We start from the raw sequence: 23,079 nt of genomic DNA on the forward strand, positions 1-23,079 counted from the left end.
TTATTTAGAAAGCCCTATATTTAGCTATGTCTGTTGGAAATATTAAGCACATTATTGTCATTCAAAGTTTATTTAAAGAAGATTTTAAATCGGGCTCTGAACTTTATCATGACGTTATAGAAAGAAGAATTGATCTCTTACAGGATAAGTCCATAAAAATGACGCACAAGTTTTATGATATAAAAGATAAAATCAGCATTATAGAAATCATTAAATATATTCAGGCTAATGCAAGGTACATGCAAGGAGGCATTTTAATTCATCTCGAAACTCATGGAAGTAAAAATTTGGACGGACTAATACTTACCGATGGCACCTTATTAAGTTGGGCTGAATTAATCGAATTGTTCAGGCCAATAAATATTGACACTTGCAATAAACTATATATAACGATGGCTACTTGCTTCGGCAGATATTTATATAAGGGTGTTGAGGCTTATGCAAAATCTCCTTATTCGGGCTACATTTCAGCCAGTAAGGAGGTTACCACGAATGAGGTAATTCAGAATTTTGAATTATTATTTGAATCACTAATCCAAAATGGCAATCTAATTACTGCATACCAAGAAACGGAAATAGCTGGCTCTGATTTTTATTACAAGGACTCCGAAACAACTTTTAAAGAGAATGTTCGCGAAATCCGAAATAGAATGAGGAACGAGCCTGATTTCCTTTATAATATCGTTGACGATGAGAGCATGAGAAAAATATTATTCAATAAAAGCACCACAAAGGAAGAGCTGGACTATATAGCAGAATTGGCTTTTACTAATCTTGTACAAAAGCAAAAAGAAGCTTTTAATTTTTCAAATTGTGATTAACTAATAAAGGTAACCGAATTCGCCATAAATCTCGGTCGATCCTACTCAAATAGGGTGCTATTTATATTGATTTGATTAGCTGGCATCAATTTTTTAAAATTCAAATAGCTTAGTAAATACGCCTCGTCCTTCAAATACCATTCAATCATAATTCTTTTTGGTATTAAACCCTCTTCCGTAGAGATGAAAATATAATCATATAAGTACACCTTTGTCAAAAGATTATTTAATTCACTTTTTAATTCCATCAATAAATCCGGCTTGCTTGAGTCAATAGTACGCAGAATTTTATCCAACATAGATTTTCCATGTATTTCCAGATATTCCTCATATCTGCTTTTAATATTAAATACCCTGTTCCATGTTTCGATTTTATCTGCAATTCGACGATTTGAACTTACATTTGGTTTTATGTTTACCTCCCACTTCCCCTTCCACAAATTTGAATAGTCTGGATATTCCTTACAAATTAACTCGAAGTGATATAGTTCATAAGGATTTTGAGTGGCGTCAAAAGGATAAAACGAAATTGTTCTCGTTGTTCGGGCTTTATCTGAATATAGCAGATGTTGGGAGCTTTTTTTACCATTACAATGGTCGCCGATTGGAACTAAATTTTTTAAATTAATTGAAGAAAATACAAATAAAGAATCCCCCTTTGCTAATAGGTGATCATAATCTGGTCTGCCCTCAGAATTAATCATCTTAATGGGCTCAATTCCACAAAATGGACACAATGAAAAATCTTCATTAGAAACTGCATGACTGTCTTTCAATCCAATAAAGTGATTCCCAAGATTACAGCCAATTTTTTTAGAAAATGTACTATCTTTTTTACCTAGCTGTCCAATATATAAATTATCAACAAACAATTCATTTAGAAACACTTCAATGCTATTATCGAAACTACCGTCAGCATTCGTCTTTTTAAAATCTGAGGCTACAGGAATATGTGCATATCGCCTTGTTTTGTTGGAAAAGAGAGTGCCAATTATATTTCCGTTAGAAAAAGCTTTAATAATTGCTGTCTTATCGTCCTTACTCAAGCTTAAAAAATGCGTTAATTGACTCTCCAGCTTCTCTAACCTATTTACAGTCGTGGAATACCAGGCCGGCAGCAATGATGTGGTAAAAGTTGCCGGATTTTCTGTTTCAATTTTTTCAAAAAAGAACGATATTAGTTCATGTAGCTTTTCTACATCATGATTGAAATATTTTAGATAAAATAGCATTCAACAATTATTAAATTTTTGAAAGCTCATTTTCCTTATCTGTATAATGTTTTAATAGCTGAAGCCTGTCCATAGATTCACCTAACAACCTTATTTCACCCATTATTACTTCTAACTTTTCTTTAGTTTCGGAGTTATTGATTTTTATATATAGGTCCTGAATCTGGTTAAATGAAAGCTTAGCCATTTGATTTTTAAAATGTTCATCTTGCTTTAAATCAGATTGAAAAACATTATCTAAAACATTTTCAAAAGTACTTCCATAAGTTTCACTTTTGATGCGATCAAACGTTACTTTGTCACCTTCCCTTATAAACTTAAATACATTGTACCCGTGACAATCAGATAGAACAAATGGCGAATGGGTGGTTATTATAAATTCTACATCCTTATTAATGAGTATCTTTTCTAACTGATAAAAAAAATCGCTCCGCCAAATAGGGTTAAAGTGAGTATCTGGTTCATCTAATAAATAAACTATATCTCTTTTAGGATACTTTTCATCAAAAAGCAAGATTCCGCCAATTATATGAATAAATTGATGTTCGCCGTCGCTGATCTTTTCATATTCGGTTCGAACAAACCTTTCTTCACTTAATTTTAAAACGAGTTCAATTTTTTCGATACTAAATATTTTATCGAGTGACGCTATTTGTGGGAATCTAAGTAGTTGACCTTTCTCACGTTTTTTACGGAGATTATTTCGTTGTTCCCTTTGTATGCAAAGAGTATTTAAAAGGTTTAACTTTGTTAAAGCTTCAAAAAGTTTTTGTGGCGTCCCAAATTTATCCTTAAATAGTCCTTGTGTGACTTCATTAAATACGAAATCCAGTGTATGAATTTCTCCATCACCACTTTCTTTTGTAATTTCTTTTAAAACGGCACAGTCTGCTAAACTATCCAAATATCCTTGTAGTTCATCTGTTACCTCCAGTGTACGTCTAGTATAAAGCTTATTCCACCTGATAATTATCCTGAATGAGTTTAGCCTTTCGATTCGTAATGTTTCCTGAATAGTTTTTAATTTTTGAGTGTTGGCCAAAAGCAAATTTGAAACTACAATTGCTGCATTTGAATCATAATTTAAAATCAATAAGTTAGGTGATTCAATAGCCTTTTTATGACTGTCCGGAGTCTTATTCTTTTTAGCTTTAGCTTTCGCTTCGTTAGCTACTTGTTGAGCGTAAAAATCTTGTAAATCAATAAACGGCATACTTATAAGGTCATTTAAACCAGATGTGTACCCTACTACTAAAGGAAGATAATTTCTTGCCTCATCAGGAGAAATTACTGTATAAGAATCATCGTCAAATAAGTTATCTTGTTGTTTGTTTTCGACTTTAACTTTAAAAATAGGCGCGGGTTTTTTCTTGACCCGTCCAGTCGGAGGTCTTCTCGTAATCTGAATTTCCTTTGATTCTTCCTTTAACGTGACTTGATTATAGATATTGATTTTATATTTTAAATCGAAATAGATTGGTTCTTGGTCTCGAGAGGCATAGGCGAAGTATTTGGGACTGTCGGTATGGTACAATTTTTTTTCCGCCTCATACAAAAAGTAAATTTCAAGATCATAGAAAATATCAGCAATTAGCTCTAAAAAATTTGATTTTCCACTCCCATTTAGACCAACCAGGCAAATTGGATCAACATGGCCCTTAAGCAAAATATGCTTGGGAAATTTTTTTTCAAAATGCTCCAGACCACGATATCTTTCATTAAAAAGCTGGATAGACTGTATTTTCATGATTTCCTTATTTGAAATCCTATCTTCTCATCATTCTTTACAGTAATAAAAAATGGAAGATCATCTGTTGGAGTAACTTTACTTTGGACCATTTCTAAGAAAATTGAAGAGAAGTCATCGGAATCAAAATCTTTAAAGCTGTCTTGGGTTTTAATTTTGATATTTCTAATGTCTTCATCAGAAAGTATAAAGTCTGATTTACCGTATTGCTCAACTGAATACTTTTTAATGAAATCTTTAACCTTTTCATGATCTTTTGAACTCATAAACTTTTCATTTAATAACGTTGATTGCGCTTTTTGCAAGAGCTTTATTTCATTAAGTTTATTCTCTTTCTCGATTTCTAATTGCCGAATTATTGTCGAAAAACTTTGATCGATAGGATTGGCTGAGCTAAAACCACCGCTAAAGGCCATATTGAGAATTGATTGATATAAATTGTCAAAAAGCTGACTTGTTAGCTTATTTTTCTCTTCCGCCTCTTCAATTTTAACAAGTAATTTTTCGATATTAGATACTATTTCCCTTTGCTCCGTTATTTCAGGAAGATAGATTGTTAGATTTTTAACCTCATCAGTGTTGATGTTATTAACTCCACTGCTGGACCGACCGCCGCTTTCAATTTGTCTTCTAACTACAGGTGAATGTAAAGAATAATTTAAAAACTCTGATAAAATTTTTGCATGATTAAGCCTCAATCGTAATAAATAACCAGCAAATGCCAAACCCTTTTCTTTGTCGGTTATTATGCAAGATCGTCCCAATAAATTAACACTGCCGTTGGATCGAATCAATAATATATCTCCTATCTCTAATTTAAGGCTATTATATTCGTCTTCAGTTAAATGGGAATATTTCAAATCACTTAAATCGATATAGAAGTTTTTCAGGTTAGGAATCCGAATTATGGCTGTTCCGTCAGTATTTTTTTTCGAGGGCTTTGCAGTGCCGTAATTTATAGATGTTAGAACTTCGCCCAGTCTAATTTTGGGATACTCTTCGTATTCATCCGACCTTTTATTGCTTAATTTTCCAGAAACGGCGTAATCCAAAACTGAATTTTTAAAATCTTCCAAAGAATGAATTTTATTTAATTCCGTTTCTGCCAAATTTGAATTAAGTTCAGATAAATAATTGCGCAAACTTTGTATTAATTCGGAATTTGATTTATTTATATCATTTTCAAATTTTACCCATTTCTCCTCTATTAAATTAACAATATCTATTTGTTCCTCCATAGGGGGGAATGGTATTTCTAAATCGTAAAAGAGATCCGAGTTGATATGAGGAATACTGTCGCCGGTGGTATTTTGGTTGAAATAATAAAATTGAAGTTTTAAAAAGTAATAAAGATATGTATTATTAATACCGATGGGCGTCAAGCACATCAATGTTGATCCTACGGCCCCAGCCATACCCTTAAAAACCAATCCGCTTCGTGAACCATCCCATACCACAAATAAGTCATTAATTGAGGATATGACTGTCGAATAAGGGTCCGCAAATTGAGTGATATTTTGACTCTCCAATACCTCAATATCCAAATAGGGAATACTCTCGGAAAAACTGTTACTTGATAATCTTTGAGGTTTTTTTCCTTTTCGAGCTACTACTATCTGCCGAAGAGGAATCATTAACCAATGTTTCGGAATATTCATCATTTGCTGACAATTTACTTTTTAATTCTTTTAAAGCACTAATCTTTCGCTCATAATCTGCAATCATTTCATCAATAATTATTTCTGGATGAGGCAATGGAGCAGACTTAATTATTTCAGTAAATGACAAATCGAAACCTCTACTTACAATAGAATCAAATGAATGGGGCACAAATCTATCCGTTTGTGTTCTGATACTAGTTCCATTGGGGTCGCTACCATAGCTTCTTTCAAACTCTTCAAAATGTTTTAACTCTAAAATATTACTTTTTGTAGTAATTTTCCGTGTTCCCTTCCGGGCATCATACATCCATAAAGTTTCAGTCGGGACACTTTTTTGAAAAAATAAAACACAAGCTTTAACGCCGTTTGCATATGCCGCAAAAATCCCCTCGGGGAGTTTAATGATCGTGTGGAGATTACAAACTTCCGATTTACTTTTATTTATGTCCAGGTAATATGACCAAATCCTTTTTGCCGCATCGTTTGATAAACAACTATCTGGTAAAACTATTGCCGCTCGTCCACCGGGTTTAAGCTTTTCTATAATATGCTGAATGAAATTCAACTGTTTATCACTTGTCTTTACAGGAAAGCTTCTGTCAGGCACCTGTTTTGAACCTTTATTTCCAAAAGGCGGGTTAGATAATATGCAAGAAAAATATCGCTCATCGGTAACACCGTAAATTGTGTCTCCTAACTTTATTTCAGCATTAACTCCGTGTAAAAACATATTCATTAATGCAAGACGGCGGGGACGTTGCACTAATTCCTGACCAAAATATGTTTTTTCAACTATCCTATTTTGCTCTGTTTTGCTTAGTTTGTGGTTTCCGTATTTAGATTTAAACCACTCATAGGAAACAACTAAAAACCCGGCAGTTCCAACAGCAACATCTCCGATGTTGAAATTTTTACTTTCGAGAGGATTAGGCTTTATTACATTGACAATTGTTTGAATTAATGGTCTTGGGGTAAAATATTGTCCGGCCCCCTTTTTGCCTTCATTTGCAACCCTTCCTATTAATTCCTCAAAAGCTAATCCCACAACGTCAGCATCAATACTCGTCCAGTGAATTGAGTTGATTTCTTGTATTAATGCTTTCAATATTTTGGAATTCTTAACCCTCGAAACTGGGTCAGAGAAAATTTCCCCTAAAATACCCCCCTCGGTTTTCAGCTTTTGTAATACTGATTCTAAGTGAGAGAGCAATAATGCATCATCATCTTTTGTAATGAGAGAATTCCAATCAAACCCTTTAGGAACATAAATTCCCCGTTCTTCTGCCATTTTAATGAACAAAAGATATGTTAATTGCTCAATATAGTCGGATGGGTCCACCCCATCGTGGCGTAATTTATTACAGAATCCCCAAAGCTTATTTACTAAATCCATTTTCCATACTGAACAATGCGCTAATATAGTATGATTAATGCATATTGCTTTACCCTACCTAAACATGAAAAATAACCTCTTAAAAATGAGCTGATAAAAACTTGGTAAGTGTAAGGGAATATAGTTTTTCTTCACAGTATATTTGTTGCCGCCCATTTGGTGTTTTAAATCAACCTTATTAACCACCCGATCTTATCAGAATTTCAAAATGAACAACGAAGCAGATAATAGTAATTTACAGTATAAAGCCATCGAAGATGTTTTTCAGGTAAAATATTTCATTGATTTTTATCAGCGAGATTATACCTGGAGTTCTGATAACGTTTTTGCTTTACTTGAGGATTCTTATCATAGGTTTGACTTAAAATATACCGAAAGTTCAGAAACAGTTCCGGATTACATTAGAAAACACTATAAATGGTATTACCTTAACACCTACATAATTAATAAACAAGGTGATCGTACGTGCATTGTAGATGGACAACAAAGATTCTCAACCCTTACACTAATGCTTATCAAGTTGTTTCATTTAGCTAAAGAAAAGGAGCTTAGTGATGCAAGGATTGACAGCGTGAAAAATCTTATTTGTAAGGCGACTTCCTCGGGCTTGCAGTTTTGGATGGGGGGTGATGATCGTATTGATACATTAGCCGACCTGTTTAAAAATCAAAAGAATACCAAACCTGAACGTCCTTTAAAACAAAGTGACATATTTCTTTATTTGAACTATGACACGGTTAATAAATTTTTCAATGAAAAATTCAAGGATGCACCCTCACATTATTTGGAATGCTTCATTATTTTCTTTCTTACCAATGTAAAACTGGTTGAAATTGAAATTAAGGAATCTGATGATGTTGCTATGGTTTTTGAAGTAATTAATGCGAAAGGACAAAAACTAAAATCACATGAAATTTTAAAGGCTCAATTACTTAGTCAGATACCAAAAGACGAAATTGACGAATATTTAAGATATTGGAATACAGCTTGCACGGTATTGCAAAATTCAGGCTTGAAATTTCCCAATATTGATGATCCCGTAGATGCCTTTTTTACCTATTATTTCCGGGCAAGATATTCCAAAACAACGACTGAAATCCAAGTATTTAAAGATTATCATAAAACCATCTTTTCTAGGGACTGGCAGGAACGATTGCCTTTTAAAAAGGATGCAAAATTTGTCAAAAATTTTATAAAAACGGATTTTATATACTATGCTACAAAAATGGCTGAATTGGTTAGTAGCACACTCGAAAGTAACAAGTATGTTTATTACAACATCAAGCTTAATGAAATTACTAATTTATATTTGGTTATACTTTCGGCGATCAAGCCCAATGATGCAGCCTACTACGAAAAAGTCAAACTATTAGCTCAATTGGTTGACCGGCATTATATGGTACTCCGTTTACAGGGCTGCTATGACAGCAATAGTTTTACCAGGCAGATTACATCACTTGTTATTAATTTACGGGAAAAAGATGACCTGGTAGAAATAAAGCAAGATTTTGATGATGGCTTAATCAGCGACATTAATAAAACGCGTTCAGCAAATGTAACGGAACTGTTTAATTATGGTTTTTTTAAAGACACAAAAGTTAATTCAAGTAATAAAACATTCATCAGATATTTATTGGCACGGATTGAGGAATTTTTGTGTTTGGAAATGAATTACGCAAACTTTGCAGGATACAACAACTTATGTGTTGGTAAGAAATATCATATTGAACATATTTTAGCGTACAATGATGAGAATAAAACCATTTTTGGAAACGAAGATTTCTTTAATGAACAAAGGGATCGTTTAGGGGGACTTTTATTATTAAAAAAGGGCGATAATGGAATGTCTTTAGCAGAAGTTTATGCAGATAAATTGAAAACATATACAAATGATACCAATTTCGCAAGGACGTTGACCCAATACTTTTATCACAATAACAGCGGCCTTAAACTTTTGAAAGATAAATACCCTTCAATTTTACTTTCTGCTATTGATAACTTTGATGAAAAAGCTTTGGATTCCAGGCATGCGCTTATTTATAACATTTGCAAAACAATATGGAGTGATGATTATATTAGCCTCAATTAGGATTAAACAGTTTCGATTTAATATATAAATAACCGGACTTTGAATTGGATATCCGGTTATTTATATATTAATCCACTAATTTTTCGAATTAATCAGATTTACAACAACTTTTACCATCATATCTTTCTCTTCAGGTTTGCTTTCGGCAATCATTAGCGTTAAGGCCACAAGTGCATTATCCGCTAACCGCTTAGAGCCGTCTCCACGATAGAGTACCCTATTTTTTTCTAAAAACCACACGAAAAGATAGGCTGCAATACGTTTATTTCCATCGGAAAAAGAGTGGTTTTTAACGACAAAATACAATAGATTGGCCGCTTTTTCCTCTATAGTAGGATAGAAATTAATGCCCCCAAATGATTGATATATCACGCCAATAGAACCTTTGAAAGAATCATCTTTTTCATTTCCAAATAACGAACTACCACCAAATTTATCTTTTAGATCCTTGATTGCACTCACAGCGTTTTCATATGTTGCAATAAACAATTGCTGATCCGTAGTGCCTTCAATTATTAGTTGTTGATGATCGTATTTATCGAGAATATCTAGCGCATAGCTATAATCTGTAACAACTTTTAATAAACCAGTTGCTTCATCTGTGTTTAGTTCTTTGTTTTTTAATACATTTCCTAATAGCTGTACCGTTTGCTTTAATGAGTTAAACTGCTCTGCCTGCTCCTTAAGTTTTCTCTCATTTATTACATACCCCCTTATTAAATAATCCTTTAAAACAGTATTGGCCCAGATTCTAAATTGTGTGCCTCTTTTCGATTTAATCCTATAGCCAACTGAAATAATCACGTCAAGTGAATAGTATTTAGTTTTGTAGTTTTTTCCGTCCGCAGCAGTTGTCAAGGATTCCTTGACAACTGATGCCTTTGAAAGTTCTTCTTCCTTAAATATATTATTGATGTGAAGGCTTATATTCTGCTTGGTCTGATTGAAAAGTTCCTGTAACTGACTCTGAGTAAGCCAGACATTATCGTTTTCGATTTTTACATCAACTGATGTTTGACCGTCTTCTGTTTTATATATTATTATTTTATCGTCAGTCATGATTTTTAAATGTAATGTTTTACTTGCTATTTATTCATAAGGGAATACACCAGGCTTTTTAACTAACAGTCAAAGTTTGAGTTGCCCCGATTTGCTGAAGCCTGCTCTTTAGCATTTCCATATCCTCGCTTATCTTTAAATCAACAATTTTGGCATAGTGTTGAGTTTGCTTTAAACTCTTATGACCAAGCATTTTTGACACGGTTTCAATCGGCACACCATTATTTAGCGTTACTGTTGTTGCAAAAGTATGGCGAGCGATATGAAAGGTGAGATTTTTATTGATTGTGCATCCATCAGCGATTTCTTTAAGATAAGAATTCATTTTTTGATTAGTAAGCACTGGTAATACCAAACCCTTATTGACGCATTTAGGGTCATTCTCATATCTAGCCATTATATCCAATGCGACAGGCAGCAAAGGCAGGCGTGTAGCAGACTCTGTTTTCTGACGGGTGGTAACAATCCATTTGCCTCCATCTACACCTGTGACGATATCTGACCGCCTCAGTTTGTAAACATCTACGTAGGCTAAACCAGTATAACAGCTGAAAAGAAAAATATCACGTACATGGTTCAGCCTGTCGGTTCCAAATTCTTTGCAAGCAATATCGCTTAGTTCGTCTTTAGTAAGTGCAGTACGGATCACCTCTTTCCTGTTGGTTTTAAATCCCGCGAAAGGATCTTTAAGTAACCAGCCTTTTTTAATGCACTCCAATACTATCTTTTTAAAGTTTCCCAAGTACTTCATAGTCGCATTGTGCCCGCACTTTCTAACACTTTTTAACCAAAATGCAAACTGAGAGACAAATTCATAGTCCAGATCTTTGACATCAACGTCATCAACTTGATATTTCCACTTTATAAAGGCTGCTGTGTGGTCGTGTGCAGTCTTGTAACGCATTAATGTAGAAGGTGCAAACTCCTGGCCAACCAACGCTTTCATTTGTTCATTGTGATGCTTGAACGCTGCAAGGATCATTCGCTTTTCTTCGCCTTGACCCGTTAAGACATTTTTGAGGTTTTCCGCAGTCAAAAGCCTATCTGCATCCATTAGCATTTTCTTTGCCTGATAAACCTTGCTACACATTACATCCAGATAACTGTTGAGCGCTTTTGCGTCCTCTTTTAAGCCGGTCGCCCGGCCAGCCGAAGCATTCCAGCGCAAATTATCCCATTGCCTTTTAGTGGCTAGATCTTTTGATATGCCATCAATTGTTAAACGCAGATAAATGTACCTGGCATTTCCTTTTTCATTTTTAGGCTTCTTCAAAAAGAAGAACAGCCCGAAGCTTTTTTCTAACATAACGAACATTAATGGGTTAAACAAATGTCGAAATGCGGCGTCTTTAAATCAAGATGTTTAATCTTTGAACAGGTTGATAATCAGTTTTTTATACTGATACCAGCGCGTCTTTTTTTTCAATTTCAAAGACGTCATGAATGACGCGCTTAAATATTGAATAATACGGGTTGCTTTGGAGGGGCTTAAAACCAAAAAAGCCTCTAAATCATATGATTTAAAGGCTTTTGAACATTTTTAAAATGCTTTTGGCGGAATGGACGGGACTCGAACCCGCGACCCCATGCGTGACAGGCATGTATTCTAACCAGCTGAACTACCACTCCGTTTTGGGTTTGCAAATATAAGCAGATTTTGTATTTACGCAAGGACTAATTGAAAAAAAATAAAAATGCCATTTTATTGCTGTTAAACTGTGTTTTTTATACAAATAGACTTTATTTTAGCGCCACCATTTAAACATCATATGCTTAGCAACTTAACACAAACTTTCCGCTGGTTTGGGCCTCAGGACCCTGTTACTTTACAATCTGTACGACAAACCGGTGCCACAGGCATTGTAACTGCATTACATCATATACCTGTTGGCGAGGAGTGGACTTTGGACGAAATTAACACACGTAAAGCCATTATTAATGCCGCCGGACTGGATTGGGACGTGGTAGAAAGCGTAAATATTCATGAAAGTATTAAAACCGCCGGCAGTGAGCGTGATAAATATATCGAGCTGTATATTAAGAGCCTGAAAAACCTGGCTAAGGCTGATATAAAGACGGTATGCTACAATTTTATGCCCGTGCTTGACTGGACACGTACCGACCTGGATTATCGCCTGCCAAATAATGCCTCCGCCTTACGATATGATGCACGTGCATTAGCTGCTTTCGATCTGTATATTTTAGAACGTGCAAGTGCATCTGCAACTTATACGCCTGATCAGCAACAAAAGGCAAAGGCATTTTTGGATGCTTTGAGCGCCGATGAGAAACAACAGCTTATTAATAACCTATTAGCCGGTTTGCCTGGAACTAATAAAACACTAACCATTCCCGAATTTAATGAGTATCTGCAACGCTATGATAAAACAGATGCTAAGGCCTTAAAAAATAACCTGGCTTATTTTCTGCAGGGTATTATACCTGCAGCTGAGGAAGCGGGCGTAAAGATGTGCATCCATCCTGATGATCCGCCATTTCCTATATTGGGTTTACCGAGGGTTGTTTCTACAGAGGCTGATCTGCTGGATGTGGTTAATTCTTGTCCTTCTCCAAGCAATGGCTTAACTTTTTGTACAGGCTCATTGGGTGCAAGGCCTGATAATGATTTGCCGGGGATAGTTGAGCGCCTGGGTGCAAATTTTCACTTTTTGCATTTACGCAATGTAAGGCGCGAGGCTGACGGAAGCTTTTATGAGGACGAACACTTAAATGGCAGTACAGATATGTACGCGGTGATGAAAAATATTATCCTCGAACAAAAAAAACGCGCTGAAAGCGGCCGGGAAGATATTGCCATACCTATGCGGCCGGATCATGGGCATAAATTGCTTGATGACTTCAGGTACAACACTTATCATGGTTACTCAGCTATCGGGAGATTAAAAGGACTTGCAGAGCTCAGGGGGCTTGAAATGGGCATTAAACGCAGTTTATTTGACGCTTAATTGCTCCGGCTAATTCACTAAGCTCATAACGGGGGAAATTAACACCTGGATTGCTTGATGGCAATTGATCATTTAGATTTTGTAACAAATAAGTTATTATAAAACATTTGGCAATAATTGTCGTTAATTGTTCAAACAACAAAATAATAATATGAAAGCTATAAAAGTATTAGCGATTATGATGCTAGCGATATTTAGCTATACAGCGGTAAGCGCGCAAACCCATCATCGTCACAAACGCCACAGCAAACATCACTGGCACAGAAAACAGCCAAGTAGATAATGCAAAAAAGACCGGTGAATTTAGTTTACCGGTCTTTTTTGTTTTATGCGGATTGTTAATAAGGCAATTGTTAAAGTATAGTATTAAGGTCTTTATTTTTACTTTTGATACTCCAACATCTAATTCCTAAGATATGAGTGCATCAATCAATAATTCTTTACAGGCCAGAGCCGAAACCTTCAGGGAGCTTCACCAGCGTACAGGCATATTTGTTATACCTAACCCCTGGGATGCAGGTTCAGCTAAAGTATTTGAAATCCTGGGTTTTAAAGCACTGGCAACTACCAGCGCGGGCGTCGCATTTTCGTTTGGCAGGGCCGATGGGATAAGCGGTGTAAGCCGTGATGAAGCCCTACAAAATGCAAAAGATATTATAAATGCAACTAATTTACCGGTATCGGCCGATCTGGAGAATGGCTATGGCGATAGTCCTGAAGCTTGTGCCGAAACTATTTTATTAGCAGCAAAAGCTGGCCTTGCCGGTGGCTCTATTGAAGATGCTACCGGTAATTCGCTTGATCCGATATATCCATTTGAGCATGCTGTTGAACGTGTAAAGGCCGCGGTAAAGGCTGCGCATAGCCTCCCTTATCCGTTTACGTTAACAGCCAGGGCTGAGAACCTGCTCCATGGAAAGATGGATTTAAAGGACACTATACGCCGTTTAGAGGCATTTGCCGATGCTGGCGCAGACGTACTGTTTGCTCCCGGTTTAAAAACACTTGAAGATATGGAAACCGTGGTAAAGGCAGTGGCCCCGCGACCTGTTAATGTAATAATGGGATTCCCTGGCAGTACCATCACGCTTGACATGCTTGCTGATATTGGCGTTAAAAGAGTTAGTGTAGGCTCAGCATTACTGCGGGCTGCCTATGGCGCTTTTTTCCGTGGTGCGGAAGAGATCATGCAAAAAGGCACGTTTACTTTTGCAAATGATGCTAAGCCTTATGCGGAGATAAATGAGTTGTTTAAGTAAAGAAAGTTGCATCCGTGAGCTTAAGTCATAGACTTAAGCCAGTATAAAAAGAGAAAGGGCTGATCCAATGGATCAGCCCTTTTCTGTACTGGTTTCAGTTTATAACTGAAACCCTGGATAAAGTCAGTTTGTAACTGACTATTATAACTTCCTTTTTACTTCAACATTTTCGTAAGCTTCAACAATGTCGCCAACTTCAATGTTATTAAAGTTCTGGATATTTAAACCGCACTCGTAGTTAGCGCTAACTTCCTTAACATCGTCTTTAAAGCGTTTTAATGAAGCCAGTTCGCCGGTGTAAATTACCACACCCTCGCGGATGATACGTATTTTACTGTTACGTGTGATCTTACCATCAAGTACCATACAACCTGCAATTGTACCAACCTTGCTGATCTTGAATGTTTCACGTATCTCAACGTTCGCTACGATCTTCTCTTCAAATGTTGGCGCAAGCATACCTTCCATCGCTGCCTTAATTTCATTTATGGCGTCATAAATGATAGAGTAAAGCCTGATGTCGATCTGCTCAGCCTCGGCTAATTTACGGGCACTTCCTGATGGACGAACCTGGAAACCGATGATGATCGCATCAGATGCGGAAGCCAGCAATACGTCAGATTCTGAGATCTGACCAACTGCTTTTGATATGATGTTAACCTGTATCTGTTCGGTTGAAAGTTTCAGTAATGAATCAGACAATGCTTCGATTGATCCATCCACGTCACCCTTAACAATAATATTAAGTTCCTTAAAGTTACCAACTGCCAAACGGCGGCCGATCTCATCAAGTGTAATGTGTTTTTGTGTACGTAAGCCTTGTTCGCGTTGTAATTGTAAACGTTTGTTTGCAATTTCACGCGCTTCAACTTCACTTTCCAACACGTTGAACTTATCACCCGCGGTAGGCGCACCCTGCATACCCAGCACCTGTACCGGTGTTGATGGTCCTGCAGATTCAACTCTTTGTCCGCGTTCATTAGTTAACGCCTTAACACGTCCGCTGTAACAGCCTGCTAATATCGGGTCGCCCACTTTTAAGCGGCCTGCCTGTACCAATATGGTGGTAACAATACCACGGCCTTTATCAAGCGCAGCTTCAATAACAGTACCAACGGCACGTTTATTAGGGTTAGCCTTAAGTTCTAACAGCTCAGCCTCAAGCAATACTTTTTCCAATAACAGTTCAACATTCAAGCCTGTTTTGGCTGATATTTCCTGCGACTGGTATTTACCGCCCCACTCTTCAACCAAAATATTCATGGCTGATAGTTGCTCGCGTATTTTATCCGCGTTAGCGCCCGGCCTGTCAATTTTATTGAATGCGAAGATGATTGGTGCGCCTGCAGCCTGTGCGTGGTTTATGGCCTCGCGGGTTTGCGGCATCACGCTATCGTCAGCGGCAATTACTATAATAACAATATCTGTTACCTGTGCACCCCTTGCACGCATGGCGGTAAACGCCTCGTGGCCCGGTGTATCCAGGAATGTGATCTTTCCTTTATCGCCTGGTAAAGTAACTTCATAGGCACCAATGTGCTGGGTTATACCACCCGCTTCGCCACCTATTACGTTTGTTTTACGTATAAAATCAAGCAATGATGTTTTACCGTGGTCAACGTGGCCCATTATGGTTACGATTGGCGCACGCGGAACAAGATCGGCAGGATTATCAGGCGTGTCAAGACTGCCTTCTTCATCCTGTGGTTTCACAAACTCTATCTGGTAACCAAATTCATCAGCCACAATAGCCAGCGTTTCCGCATCAAGCCTTTGGTTAATGGAAACGAACATACCCAAGCTCATACAAGTTGAGATGATCTGCGTTACCGGCACATCCATCATCGCTGCCAGCTCATTAGCTGTAACAAATTCGGTAGCCTTTAATACTTTCGATTGTGATTCTTGTTCTAATGCCAGTTCTTCGGCAGTTGCAGCTACATCATCGCGTTTTTGGCGGCGGAATTTTGCACGTTGTGCAAATTTACCCGACTTACCAGCACCGCTTAAACGTGCTAAAGTTGCCTTGATCTGGTCTTGTATATCTTTTTCCGATGGTTCTTCCTTAGGAGTTGAACTATGCGGAGGATTGTTTCTGTTATTCCTGAAATCAGGGCGATTACCACCGCCATGTCCCTGGCCACCGCCAGCTTGCGGGCTATTACCCCTGTTCCTGAAATCAGGACGGTTAGGGTTTATAGGATGTGCAGGTGCCTGGCCGGCTGGCGGATTCTGGCCTTGACCCTGGCCCTGGTGGTTTCCACCACCCTGACCTTGCTGGTTATTGTTACCACCGCCCTGGTTGTCTTTACGTTTTCTTTTGCGTTTATGATCTGCCTGGCTGTTTGATGATGATGCTACCGGGTTACGTTTTGGCGGTGTTACCGGTAATTGTATCTTACCAATAACATTCGGGCCTGTTAAACGCTCGGCTTTTGCGCGTATTACTTCATCGTCCTGTGGTTCTTCAACTACAGGCGCAGGTGCTTCAGCAGCAGCTTGCGGTATTTCAACAACTGGAGTTGCCGGTGCGGCAGAGGCCTGTACTACAACAGGTGCAGGAGCAGGTTCTGGTGCCGGTATTTCAACTTTTGGCGTTTCCGGAACTACTTCCTTCTTCACTTCAACTACAGGCTCTGGCTGTTTTACTTCTTGTTTTGGCTCAGGATCCGGTGCCGGGGTTGGTGCAGGAGCAGGAGTTGGCACGGGGGCAACAACTTCCTTTTTAACCTCAACGGGTTCTTTCTTATCACCAAACTGTGGTTTTGCGAAAGGATTGCCAAGGTCAATCTTGCCAACTATTTTCACACCCGGTAAAGTTTCGGCATTGGTTTCCTCCACCTTTTTAGGCTCAGGTTCCGGTGCTTTTGGCTTTTCAGTAGGGTGCGGCGCGTAATTGCCTGCATTTTTGATCAGTATTTCCTCGTTCTCAAAATCCCTTGACCTACGGAACTCAGCAGGTTTTTCAGCCTGTCCGGGTTCGTCCTTCCTGATTTTGCCGATACTGATCTGTTTGGCTTCTTCTTTAATACTTTTGTCAAAAGCAAACTCCTTTAACAAAGCATTGTACATGTCGTTATCCAGCTTGGCCATCGGCTGTTTCTCTACCTTATAGCCTTTGGTAGCTAAAAAATCGACAATGGTACCCATACCAATGTTCAGCTCTTTTACTGCTTTAAATAACTTTATAGATTTGTCTTCTGACATTTATTAATTTTTCTCTTCTTTATTTGTGCAAAAATACGATTTTAATTTTGCTTTTATCTTTATTCAAACTCAGCTTGCAGTATTGATAACACTTCTTTAACTGTTTCTTCTTCTAAATCGGTACGTTTAACCAATTCGCCAACAGTTAATGCCAGTACTGATTTTGCTGTATCCAAACCAATGCGTTTAAATTCATCAAGGATCCAGCTATCAATTTCGTCTGAGAATTCTTCGATATCCACATCTTCATCCTGCTCATCAGCCTCGCGGTAAACATCTATTTCATAACCTGTAAGTTTACCTGCCAGTTTAATGTTATGACCGCCACGGCCGATTGCTAATGAAACCTGATCAGGTTTTAAGTAAACCGCCGCTGTTTTTTTCTCATCATCTAACTTAATAGAAGTGATTTTAGCAGGCGATAAAGCACGCTGAATATACAACTGTAAGTTATTGGTGTAGTTGATAACGTCGATATTTTCGTTTTTCAACTCACGTACTATACCGTGTATGCGTGATCCCTTCATACCTACGCAGGCACCAACCGGGTCAATACGATCGTCATATGATTCAACCGCTACCTTAGCGCGCTCTCCTGGTTCACGAACAATTTTCTTGATAGTGATTAAACCGTCAAAAATTTCGGGAACTTCCAATTCAAATAAGCGCTGTAAAAACTCAGGCGCTGTACGTGAAATGATGATCTTTGGATTGCTGTTCAGCATATCTACCTTACTTACAACAGCTTTTACGCTATCGCCTTTTTTAAAGTAATCGGCAGGTATCTGCTCTGATTTTGGTAATAAAAGCTCATTGCCTTCATCATCCAATACCAAAGTTTCCTTTTTCCAAACCTGGTAAACTTCGCCGGTTACGATCTCACCAACACGGTCTTTATATTTTTTGAAAATTTCGTCCTTTTCAAGTTCTAAAATCTTAGAAACAAGTGTTTGGCGTGCAGCAAGTATAGCGCGGCGACCGAAACTCTCAAGCGTTATCTGCTCAATGTACTCGTCACCTACTTCCAGGTCTGCATCCAGTTTCTTTGCCTCAGCCAATTCAATTTCCAGGTCATCATCTTCAGAGAAGCCATCTTCCATAACCACACGTGTGCGCCAAATTTCAAGGTCACCGTTATCTGTGTTTACAATCACATCGCAATTCTCATCGTTACCGTATTTTTTACGGATCATGCTCCTGAAAACGTCCTCAAGAACGCTCATCATGGTTGGCCTGTCGATGTTTTTGAAATCTTTAAATTCCTGAAAAGAATCAATTAAATTAATATTGCTCATTTTTCATTAAATTGTTTGTTCTTACAAGGTAATGAAGCTATCATGAGCTTGTTGTTTTATGTGGCAGCTCATGATGGTTCCTACTTGAATGATATTAAAACTTTTGTTTCTGTTATTTGATTAATAGGGATAACGCTTTCAATTACTTCAGCCTTTTTTCCCTTTTCCTTTATTTTTTCTTCAATCAGTATCGCGTCCTCTGTTATGGAGCTTAGCTTACCTTCTCTTTTGGTGCCATCGGCCATTTTAATAGCCAGATCGCGGTTTATATTTTTTGCGTATTGGCGTAATAATGTGAGCGGCGTATCAATCCCGGGTGATGAAACCTCTAAATTATAAGCGGTTTCAATAACACTTTCTTCTTCCAGATGAAAGCCTACATGCCTGCTTATGGCCACACAATCGCTAATCCCAATACCTTTATCGCCATCAACCAAAATGATCAGTTTTCCGTTGGAGTGCATTTTTACATCCACTAAAAACAGATCGGGCCTGTCGGCAATCTTTTCTTCAACCAGTTCTTTTACTCTTTTTTCAATATTCATTACCTGTGTTTGATAATTTGATTGATAAACTAAAAGAGGGGGCTAAGCGCCCCCTCGATTTTAATTTGGATGCAAATATACTAAATTTTATTAGAGTTGCAAAGCGGTTATTGCTTAAAAATCAAATCTGTATATGTGGGTTTACCTAATTTTTTGTGCTGCTTAATATCCTCCCATATGCTGCTGCCTTGTGCATAGTGATAATAGCGTGCAAAATAGGTTTGGTGATTCAGGAATGGCGTATCAGGCGTAAATACAACTGTGCTATCAGTAACCAGGTATTTGCCGGGCTGCGGCTTCTGAAAATCTATCATATCGGTATCAGCGGGCATGCGGTAAACGGGGATTAAACTTTGCCAGTTGGCAGTTGAGGTATCCTGATTTATTTCCTGTACGGTGTTGTAATCCAGCCCGGTGAATTTGAGCGAGCGGTTATTATTAATAAGACCGATGCGTACAACGGGCAGTTTAGGTTTTGAGGTACAACCCAAACAGATGAGCAATAATAACAGCGCGGCTTTTTTCATTTTTTTGGGACAGGATACTATAACAAAGTTGCTATGATTTGTGATAATAAAAAATTAAAACTTGTAATAGGCTGTTTTAAGGTTAAATTGCTTTGGATGAATGATTTAATGAGACATAGCTATAGGTCGTTGCTGAAAACTGTTGATTGGATAGGGAAATAAAATTAAGTCATGCTGAACTTGTTTCAGCATCCCACATGCTTAGTGTACATCTTTCAAGTATAAGCCAAGCAAGTTGCTCGTCCTATGAGATCCCGAAACAAGTTCGGGATGACGGGCAGTTAGTGAGATTTTATGTTTTTAATTGATCTTTTAAATCTTTCATTTCAGGATTCATTGATTGAATTAACTTGATTTTCCAATCCTTATGCCAATTTTTCAATTGCTTTTCCCGGTCAATAGCATCAGTAATTCTTTCGAAGTATTCATAAAATACCAAATCATAAAGCTTATACTTTTTTACAAACGCTGACCCTTCGCCATTAACATGTTGCCATACTCTTGATTCAAGGTCGCTGGTTACACCGATATAAAATGTTGTTCGATATTGGTTCGACATAATGTATATGTGGCCTTGTTTTAATAGCATACTTTTTTCTAATAGTTAAAATCTTCCGTCATGCTGAACTTGTTTCAGCATCCCACATGCTTGGTGTACATCTTTCAGGTGTAAACCAAGCAATCCGCTCATCCTGTGGGATCCCGAAACAAGTTCGGGATGACGGTTTGAAAAAGTCAAGTCATGCTGAACTTGTTTCAGCATCCCACATGCTAAGTTTACGCCAAGCAGGTTTAAACCAAGCAACTTGCTCATCCTGTGAGATCCCGAAACAAGTTCGGGATGACGGGCGGTGATATATGGGCTATAAACTACTTTTTTAACGTTTCATTAAATAACTTATAGATCCGCTTATACTCATCGGCCCAGCTGCTCGGTTGTTCAAAGGCGTGGTCCTCAACCGGGTATGGGGCGAGCCACCAATTGTCTTTATGCAGTTCGATGAGTTTTTGGGTTAGGCGTACAATATCCTGGAAGTTAACATTCTGATCAACCATGCCATGCAGCATCAGCAGGTTGCCTTTTAGGCCGTTTGCAAAATAGATAGGTGAGCTTAAACGATAGGCCTTTTCATCATTATAAGGCTCATTTAAGATATTGGCAGTGTATTCGTGGTTATAATGTGCCCAATCGGTTACCGAACGGATAGCTGCACCCGAGGTAAATACATCCGGTGCGGTGAACACGGCCATCAAAGTCATGAAGCCACCGTATGAGCCGCCGTAAATACCTATGTGTTTGGGGTTAACGCCATAATTATCAACCAAAAACTTAGCGCCATCAACCTGATCGCTTAGGTCCTTGCCCCCCATATGGCGGTAGATGCCTGTACGCCAATCGCGGCCGTAGCCTGCGCTGCCAGTGTAGTCGATATCGAGTACGGTATAGCCATTATCGGTAAGCATGTTGTTGAACATAAACTCGCGGAAATAATAGCTCCAGGAGTAGGTGACATTTTGCAGGTAGCCTGCGCCATGCACAAATATTACCGCCGGTTTAGCCGGGTCCGGATTTTTAGGCACGTATAAACGGGCGTAAACATCGCTGCCATAACGGTTTTTAAAGGTTACGATAGGTGCATCCCGCCAGGCATAGGAATTAAACTCCTTACTGGTTGAATTGGTGATCTGTACCGGCTTTGCTCTCGGCTTATTGGCTTGCAGGTATAATTCCCATGGCTTGTTGGTATAGGAATAACGTATAGCCAGCCATTTTTCATCAGGAGAAAGATCAACATTATTATAGCCTTTCATAGAGGTTAACCTTATTGGTTTACCACCGCTTACCAAGAGTTTATAAAATTGCAGATCGCCGGGATGATTAATGTTGGCGTTAAAATAGAATGTTTTATTATCGTTTGATAGCTGCAGGTTTTGCACTTCCCATTTACCGCTGGTGAGTTGTTTTTTATCACCACTGGTGATATCAGCCACATAAATATGCGAGTAGCCGCTGGCTTCGCTCTGGTAATAATAATGGGTATTATCGATCCAGTCGATAGCGCCGGTTGAATACCATTCATCTTCAATACCCGGCGCGCCGCCGCCTACCCAGGCGTCGTTGTGCTGGCGATCCAGCAACGTTAAAGCACCGCTATGCGGGTCGAGCTGCATTATCCAGCGGTCCTTATTATCAATTGCGGTAACTACTGCCAGCGCGTATTTGCCATCCTGGCTCCAGACCGGGCCGTTAACTATTACGTCCCTGTCCTTATTTAATTTAGTGCGTTCTGCCAGTTCAGCAGGGTAATCTTTTACATAATCGGGCAGGTCTTTTATGCCAGGAATATTTTTGGTGCTGATCTTATAAACAGAATCGCGCTGCGTATCATAAACAAACGACTCAGCCGTAGCCTGCGGACCACCAACTTTGGTACGGTTAGGAATATCTTCCGTATACCCGCTTGCCGTAACATAATCAGGCACTATACCATTTTTTTCATCAGCAGATTTAATGAGGCGGTAAGTAACATATCGCCCATCCGGACTAACCTCTACATTGTCCACATCCTTGTCGCCGGTAACCAGCTCCTTCATTTTTTTTGTTTGCAAAGCCTTACGGTCGGCTGCTGCTGCCTTATCGTCCTTGTCTTTTACTTTGATGATGTCGAACAGTTCCAGTTGCTGCTGTTTAAGCCATTTGGCCTGTTCGGTATCATCACTGCCGTCATCATCTTTTTTGGCAGGTGTTTTTACAAAATTGGTGAGCTGTATTAATTCGCTGCCATTCAGTTTAAGGGCAAACACGTTGTTGCCACGCGTAAATAAAACTTTACTTTCATCACCGCTGAAGGTTGGGTTATTTTCTCTGTCGCCAGTACTGGTTAGCTGGGTTATTTTACTGGCTTTTATATCTTCAATAAAGATATCGCCGTTTTTAACGTATACTTTTTTGGTGTGACTTTTATTCCATTTACCGTATTGGGGCACAATGGCGCGCTTTTCATCGAGCGTTACTTTTTCGGGGTCGGTGTTGTTGGTGGTGATATAGTAAAGCGCGTCCCTATCCTCATTTTGCGGGTTCCAGTTAAAATAGATCTTTTTGCTGTCATCATCCCAATGGATACCGGATGGTGCCGTGCCGATCCATTTTGGGTCGCGCATTATTTTTTCAATGGTAAGGGTATCCAGCTTTTGCGCGAAGGAATTTGTGCAAGCAGCCAGTAAAAGGAGCGTAAAGGTTTTTTTCATTGATGGTGGTCAGTTAAGTAGTTGATTGG

At 38.4% G+C, this 23,079-nt stretch carries 16 protein-coding genes and 1 tRNA gene; 4 read left to right on the forward strand and 13 right to left on the reverse strand.

Annotated elements, in window-relative coordinates; genetic code table 11:
- The first annotated feature begins 26 nt into the window (after positions 1–26).
- On the forward strand, positions 27–821 hold the full coding sequence (locus BLU33_RS00160) for a hypothetical protein (RefSeq protein WP_091367548.1): 795 nt from the start codon (positions 27–29) through the stop codon (positions 819–821).
- 41 nt (positions 822–862) lie between these two features.
- On the opposite strand, the gene BLU33_RS00165 is transcribed toward BLU33_RS00160, so the two are convergent.
- From BLU33_RS00165 to BLU33_RS00180, 4 genes are read right to left on the reverse strand one after another with little or no spacing between them, the layout of a single operon-like run.
- On the reverse strand, positions 863–2,053 hold the full coding sequence (locus BLU33_RS00165) for a hypothetical protein (protein WP_091367549.1): 1,191 nt from the start codon (positions 2,051–2,053) through the stop codon (positions 863–865).
- Positions 2,054–2,063: 10 nt separating this feature from the next.
- Entirely contained in the window at positions 2,064–3,800 is a 1,737-nt protein-coding gene (locus tag BLU33_RS00170) for a restriction system-associated AAA family ATPase (RefSeq protein ID WP_091367552.1), read from the reverse strand.
- A complete protein-coding gene (locus BLU33_RS00175) occupies positions 3,797–5,461 on the reverse strand; it encodes a restriction endonuclease subunit S (RefSeq protein ID WP_091367553.1) in 1,665 nt (554 codons plus the stop codon). The genes BLU33_RS00170 and BLU33_RS00175 overlap by 4 nt, the downstream gene beginning before the upstream one ends.
- Positions 5,370–6,854, reverse strand: a complete 1,485-nt coding sequence (locus tag BLU33_RS00180) for a type I restriction-modification system subunit M (RefSeq protein ID WP_091367555.1) — start codon at positions 6,852–6,854, stop codon at positions 5,370–5,372. The genes BLU33_RS00175 and BLU33_RS00180 overlap by 92 nt, the downstream gene beginning before the upstream one ends.
- Positions 6,855–7,062: 208 nt before the next feature.
- Here BLU33_RS00180 and BLU33_RS00185 point away from each other — a divergent pair, with 208 nt between their 5' ends.
- Positions 7,063–8,943, forward strand: coding sequence for a DUF262 domain-containing protein (locus BLU33_RS00185; protein ID WP_091367557.1), 1,881 nt, complete (start codon positions 7,063–7,065; stop codon positions 8,941–8,943).
- A 75-nt stretch (positions 8,944–9,018) separates the two neighbouring features.
- Here the strand turns inward: BLU33_RS00185 and rhuM are convergent, their stop codons facing one another.
- The 3 genes from rhuM to BLU33_RS00200 form a co-directional block, all read right to left on the reverse strand.
- Complete coding sequence (gene rhuM / locus BLU33_RS00190; RefSeq protein ID WP_091367560.1) at positions 9,019–10,002, reverse strand: virulence protein RhuM/Fic/DOC family protein; 984 nt, start codon at positions 10,000–10,002, stop codon at positions 9,019–9,021.
- A gap of 58 nt (positions 10,003–10,060) precedes the next feature.
- Positions 10,061–11,308: a site-specific integrase gene (locus tag BLU33_RS00195; protein ID WP_091380033.1), complete on the reverse strand. Its 1,248-nt coding sequence runs from the start codon at positions 11,306–11,308 to the stop codon at positions 10,061–10,063.
- A gap of 246 nt (positions 11,309–11,554) precedes the next feature.
- Positions 11,555–11,631 (reverse strand) — tRNA-Asp (locus BLU33_RS00200).
- Between the two features lie 140 nt (positions 11,632–11,771).
- Between BLU33_RS00200 and uxuA the strand changes: the two genes are divergently transcribed.
- Both uxuA and BLU33_RS00210 read left to right on the forward strand, forming a co-directional pair.
- Positions 11,772–12,968, forward strand: a complete 1,197-nt coding sequence (gene uxuA, locus BLU33_RS00205) for a mannonate dehydratase (RefSeq protein ID WP_091367562.1) — start codon at positions 11,772–11,774, stop codon at positions 12,966–12,968.
- Positions 12,969–13,384: 416 nt separating this feature from the next.
- Positions 13,385–14,227: an isocitrate lyase/PEP mutase family protein gene (locus BLU33_RS00210; RefSeq protein WP_091367565.1), complete on the forward strand. Its 843-nt coding sequence runs from the start codon at positions 13,385–13,387 to the stop codon at positions 14,225–14,227.
- A gap of 141 nt (positions 14,228–14,368) precedes the next feature.
- Here the strand turns inward: BLU33_RS00210 and infB are convergent, their stop codons facing one another.
- From infB to BLU33_RS00240, 6 genes are all read right to left on the reverse strand, one after another.
- Entirely contained in the window at positions 14,369–17,434 is a 3,066-nt protein-coding gene (gene infB, locus BLU33_RS00215) for a translation initiation factor IF-2 (RefSeq protein ID WP_091367567.1), read from the reverse strand.
- Between the two features lie 59 nt (positions 17,435–17,493).
- Entirely contained in the window at positions 17,494–18,729 is a 1,236-nt protein-coding gene (gene nusA / locus BLU33_RS00220) for a transcription termination factor NusA (protein ID WP_091367570.1), read from the reverse strand.
- An 80-nt stretch (positions 18,730–18,809) separates the two neighbouring features.
- Complete coding sequence (rimP, locus tag BLU33_RS00225; protein WP_091367573.1) at positions 18,810–19,274, reverse strand: ribosome assembly cofactor RimP; 465 nt, start codon at positions 19,272–19,274, stop codon at positions 18,810–18,812.
- A 107-nt stretch (positions 19,275–19,381) separates the two neighbouring features.
- Entirely contained in the window at positions 19,382–19,801 is a 420-nt protein-coding gene (locus tag BLU33_RS00230) for a hypothetical protein (protein WP_091367575.1), read from the reverse strand.
- A gap of 292 nt (positions 19,802–20,093) precedes the next feature.
- Positions 20,094–20,360, reverse strand: a complete 267-nt coding sequence (locus BLU33_RS00235; RefSeq protein ID WP_197684544.1) for a GIY-YIG nuclease family protein — start codon at positions 20,358–20,360, stop codon at positions 20,094–20,096.
- A 311-nt stretch (positions 20,361–20,671) separates the two neighbouring features.
- The gene (locus tag BLU33_RS00240) at positions 20,672–23,050 is read right to left on the reverse strand and encodes a prolyl oligopeptidase family serine peptidase (RefSeq protein WP_091367580.1); all 2,379 of its coding nucleotides are present in this window, start codon (positions 23,048–23,050) and stop codon (positions 20,672–20,674) included.
- Positions 23,051–23,079: the final 29 nt, after the last annotated feature.

This window comes from Mucilaginibacter mallensis (assembly GCF_900105165.1).
GTDB lineage: Bacteria > Bacteroidota > Bacteroidia > Sphingobacteriales > Sphingobacteriaceae > Mucilaginibacter > Mucilaginibacter mallensis.

Bases quoted from the DNA above. Each gene is read 5' to 3' on its own strand.
- BLU33_RS00160 (WP_091367548.1), top strand. From the start codon at position 27: ATGTCTGTTGGAAATATTAAGCACATTATTGTCATTCAAAGTTTATTT.
- uxuA (WP_091367562.1), top strand. From the start codon at position 11,772: ATGCTTAGCAACTTAACACAAACTTTCCGCTGGTTTGGGCCTCAGGAC.
- BLU33_RS00210 (WP_091367565.1), top strand. From the start codon at position 13,385: ATGAGTGCATCAATCAATAATTCTTTACAGGCCAGAGCCGAAACCTTC.
- rhuM (WP_091367560.1), bottom strand. From the start codon at position 10,002: ATGACTGACGATAAAATAATAATATATAAAACAGAAGACGGTCAAACA.
- BLU33_RS00230 (WP_091367575.1), bottom strand. From the start codon at position 19,801: ATGAAAAAAGCCGCGCTGTTATTATTGCTCATCTGTTTGGGTTGTACC.
- infB (WP_091367567.1), bottom strand. From the start codon at position 17,434: ATGTCAGAAGACAAATCTATAAAGTTATTTAAAGCAGTAAAAGAGCTG.
- BLU33_RS00235 (WP_197684544.1), bottom strand. From the start codon at position 20,360: ATGTCGAACCAATATCGAACAACATTTTATATCGGTGTAACCAGCGAC.
- nusA (WP_091367570.1), bottom strand. From the start codon at position 18,729: ATGAGCAATATTAATTTAATTGATTCTTTTCAGGAATTTAAAGATTTC.
- BLU33_RS00240 (WP_091367580.1), bottom strand. From the start codon at position 23,050: ATGAAAAAAACCTTTACGCTCCTTTTACTGGCTGCTTGCACAAATTCC.
- rimP (WP_091367573.1), bottom strand. From the start codon at position 19,274: ATGAATATTGAAAAAAGAGTAAAAGAACTGGTTGAAGAAAAGATTGCC.
- BLU33_RS00180 (WP_091367555.1), bottom strand. From the start codon at position 6,854: ATGGATTTAGTAAATAAGCTTTGGGGATTCTGTAATAAATTACGCCAC.
- BLU33_RS00175 (WP_091367553.1), bottom strand. From the start codon at position 5,461: ATGATGAATATTCCGAAACATTGGTTAATGATTCCTCTTCGGCAGATA.
- BLU33_RS00195 (WP_091380033.1), bottom strand. From the start codon at position 11,308: ATGTTAGAAAAAAGCTTCGGGCTGTTCTTCTTTTTGAAGAAGCCTAAA.
- BLU33_RS00170 (WP_091367552.1), bottom strand. From the start codon at position 3,800: ATGAAAATACAGTCTATCCAGCTTTTTAATGAAAGATATCGTGGTCTG.
- BLU33_RS00165 (WP_091367549.1), bottom strand. From the start codon at position 2,053: ATGCTATTTTATCTAAAATATTTCAATCATGATGTAGAAAAGCTACAT.
- BLU33_RS00185 (WP_091367557.1), top strand. From the start codon at position 7,063: ATGAACAACGAAGCAGATAATAGTAATTTACAGTATAAAGCCATCGAA.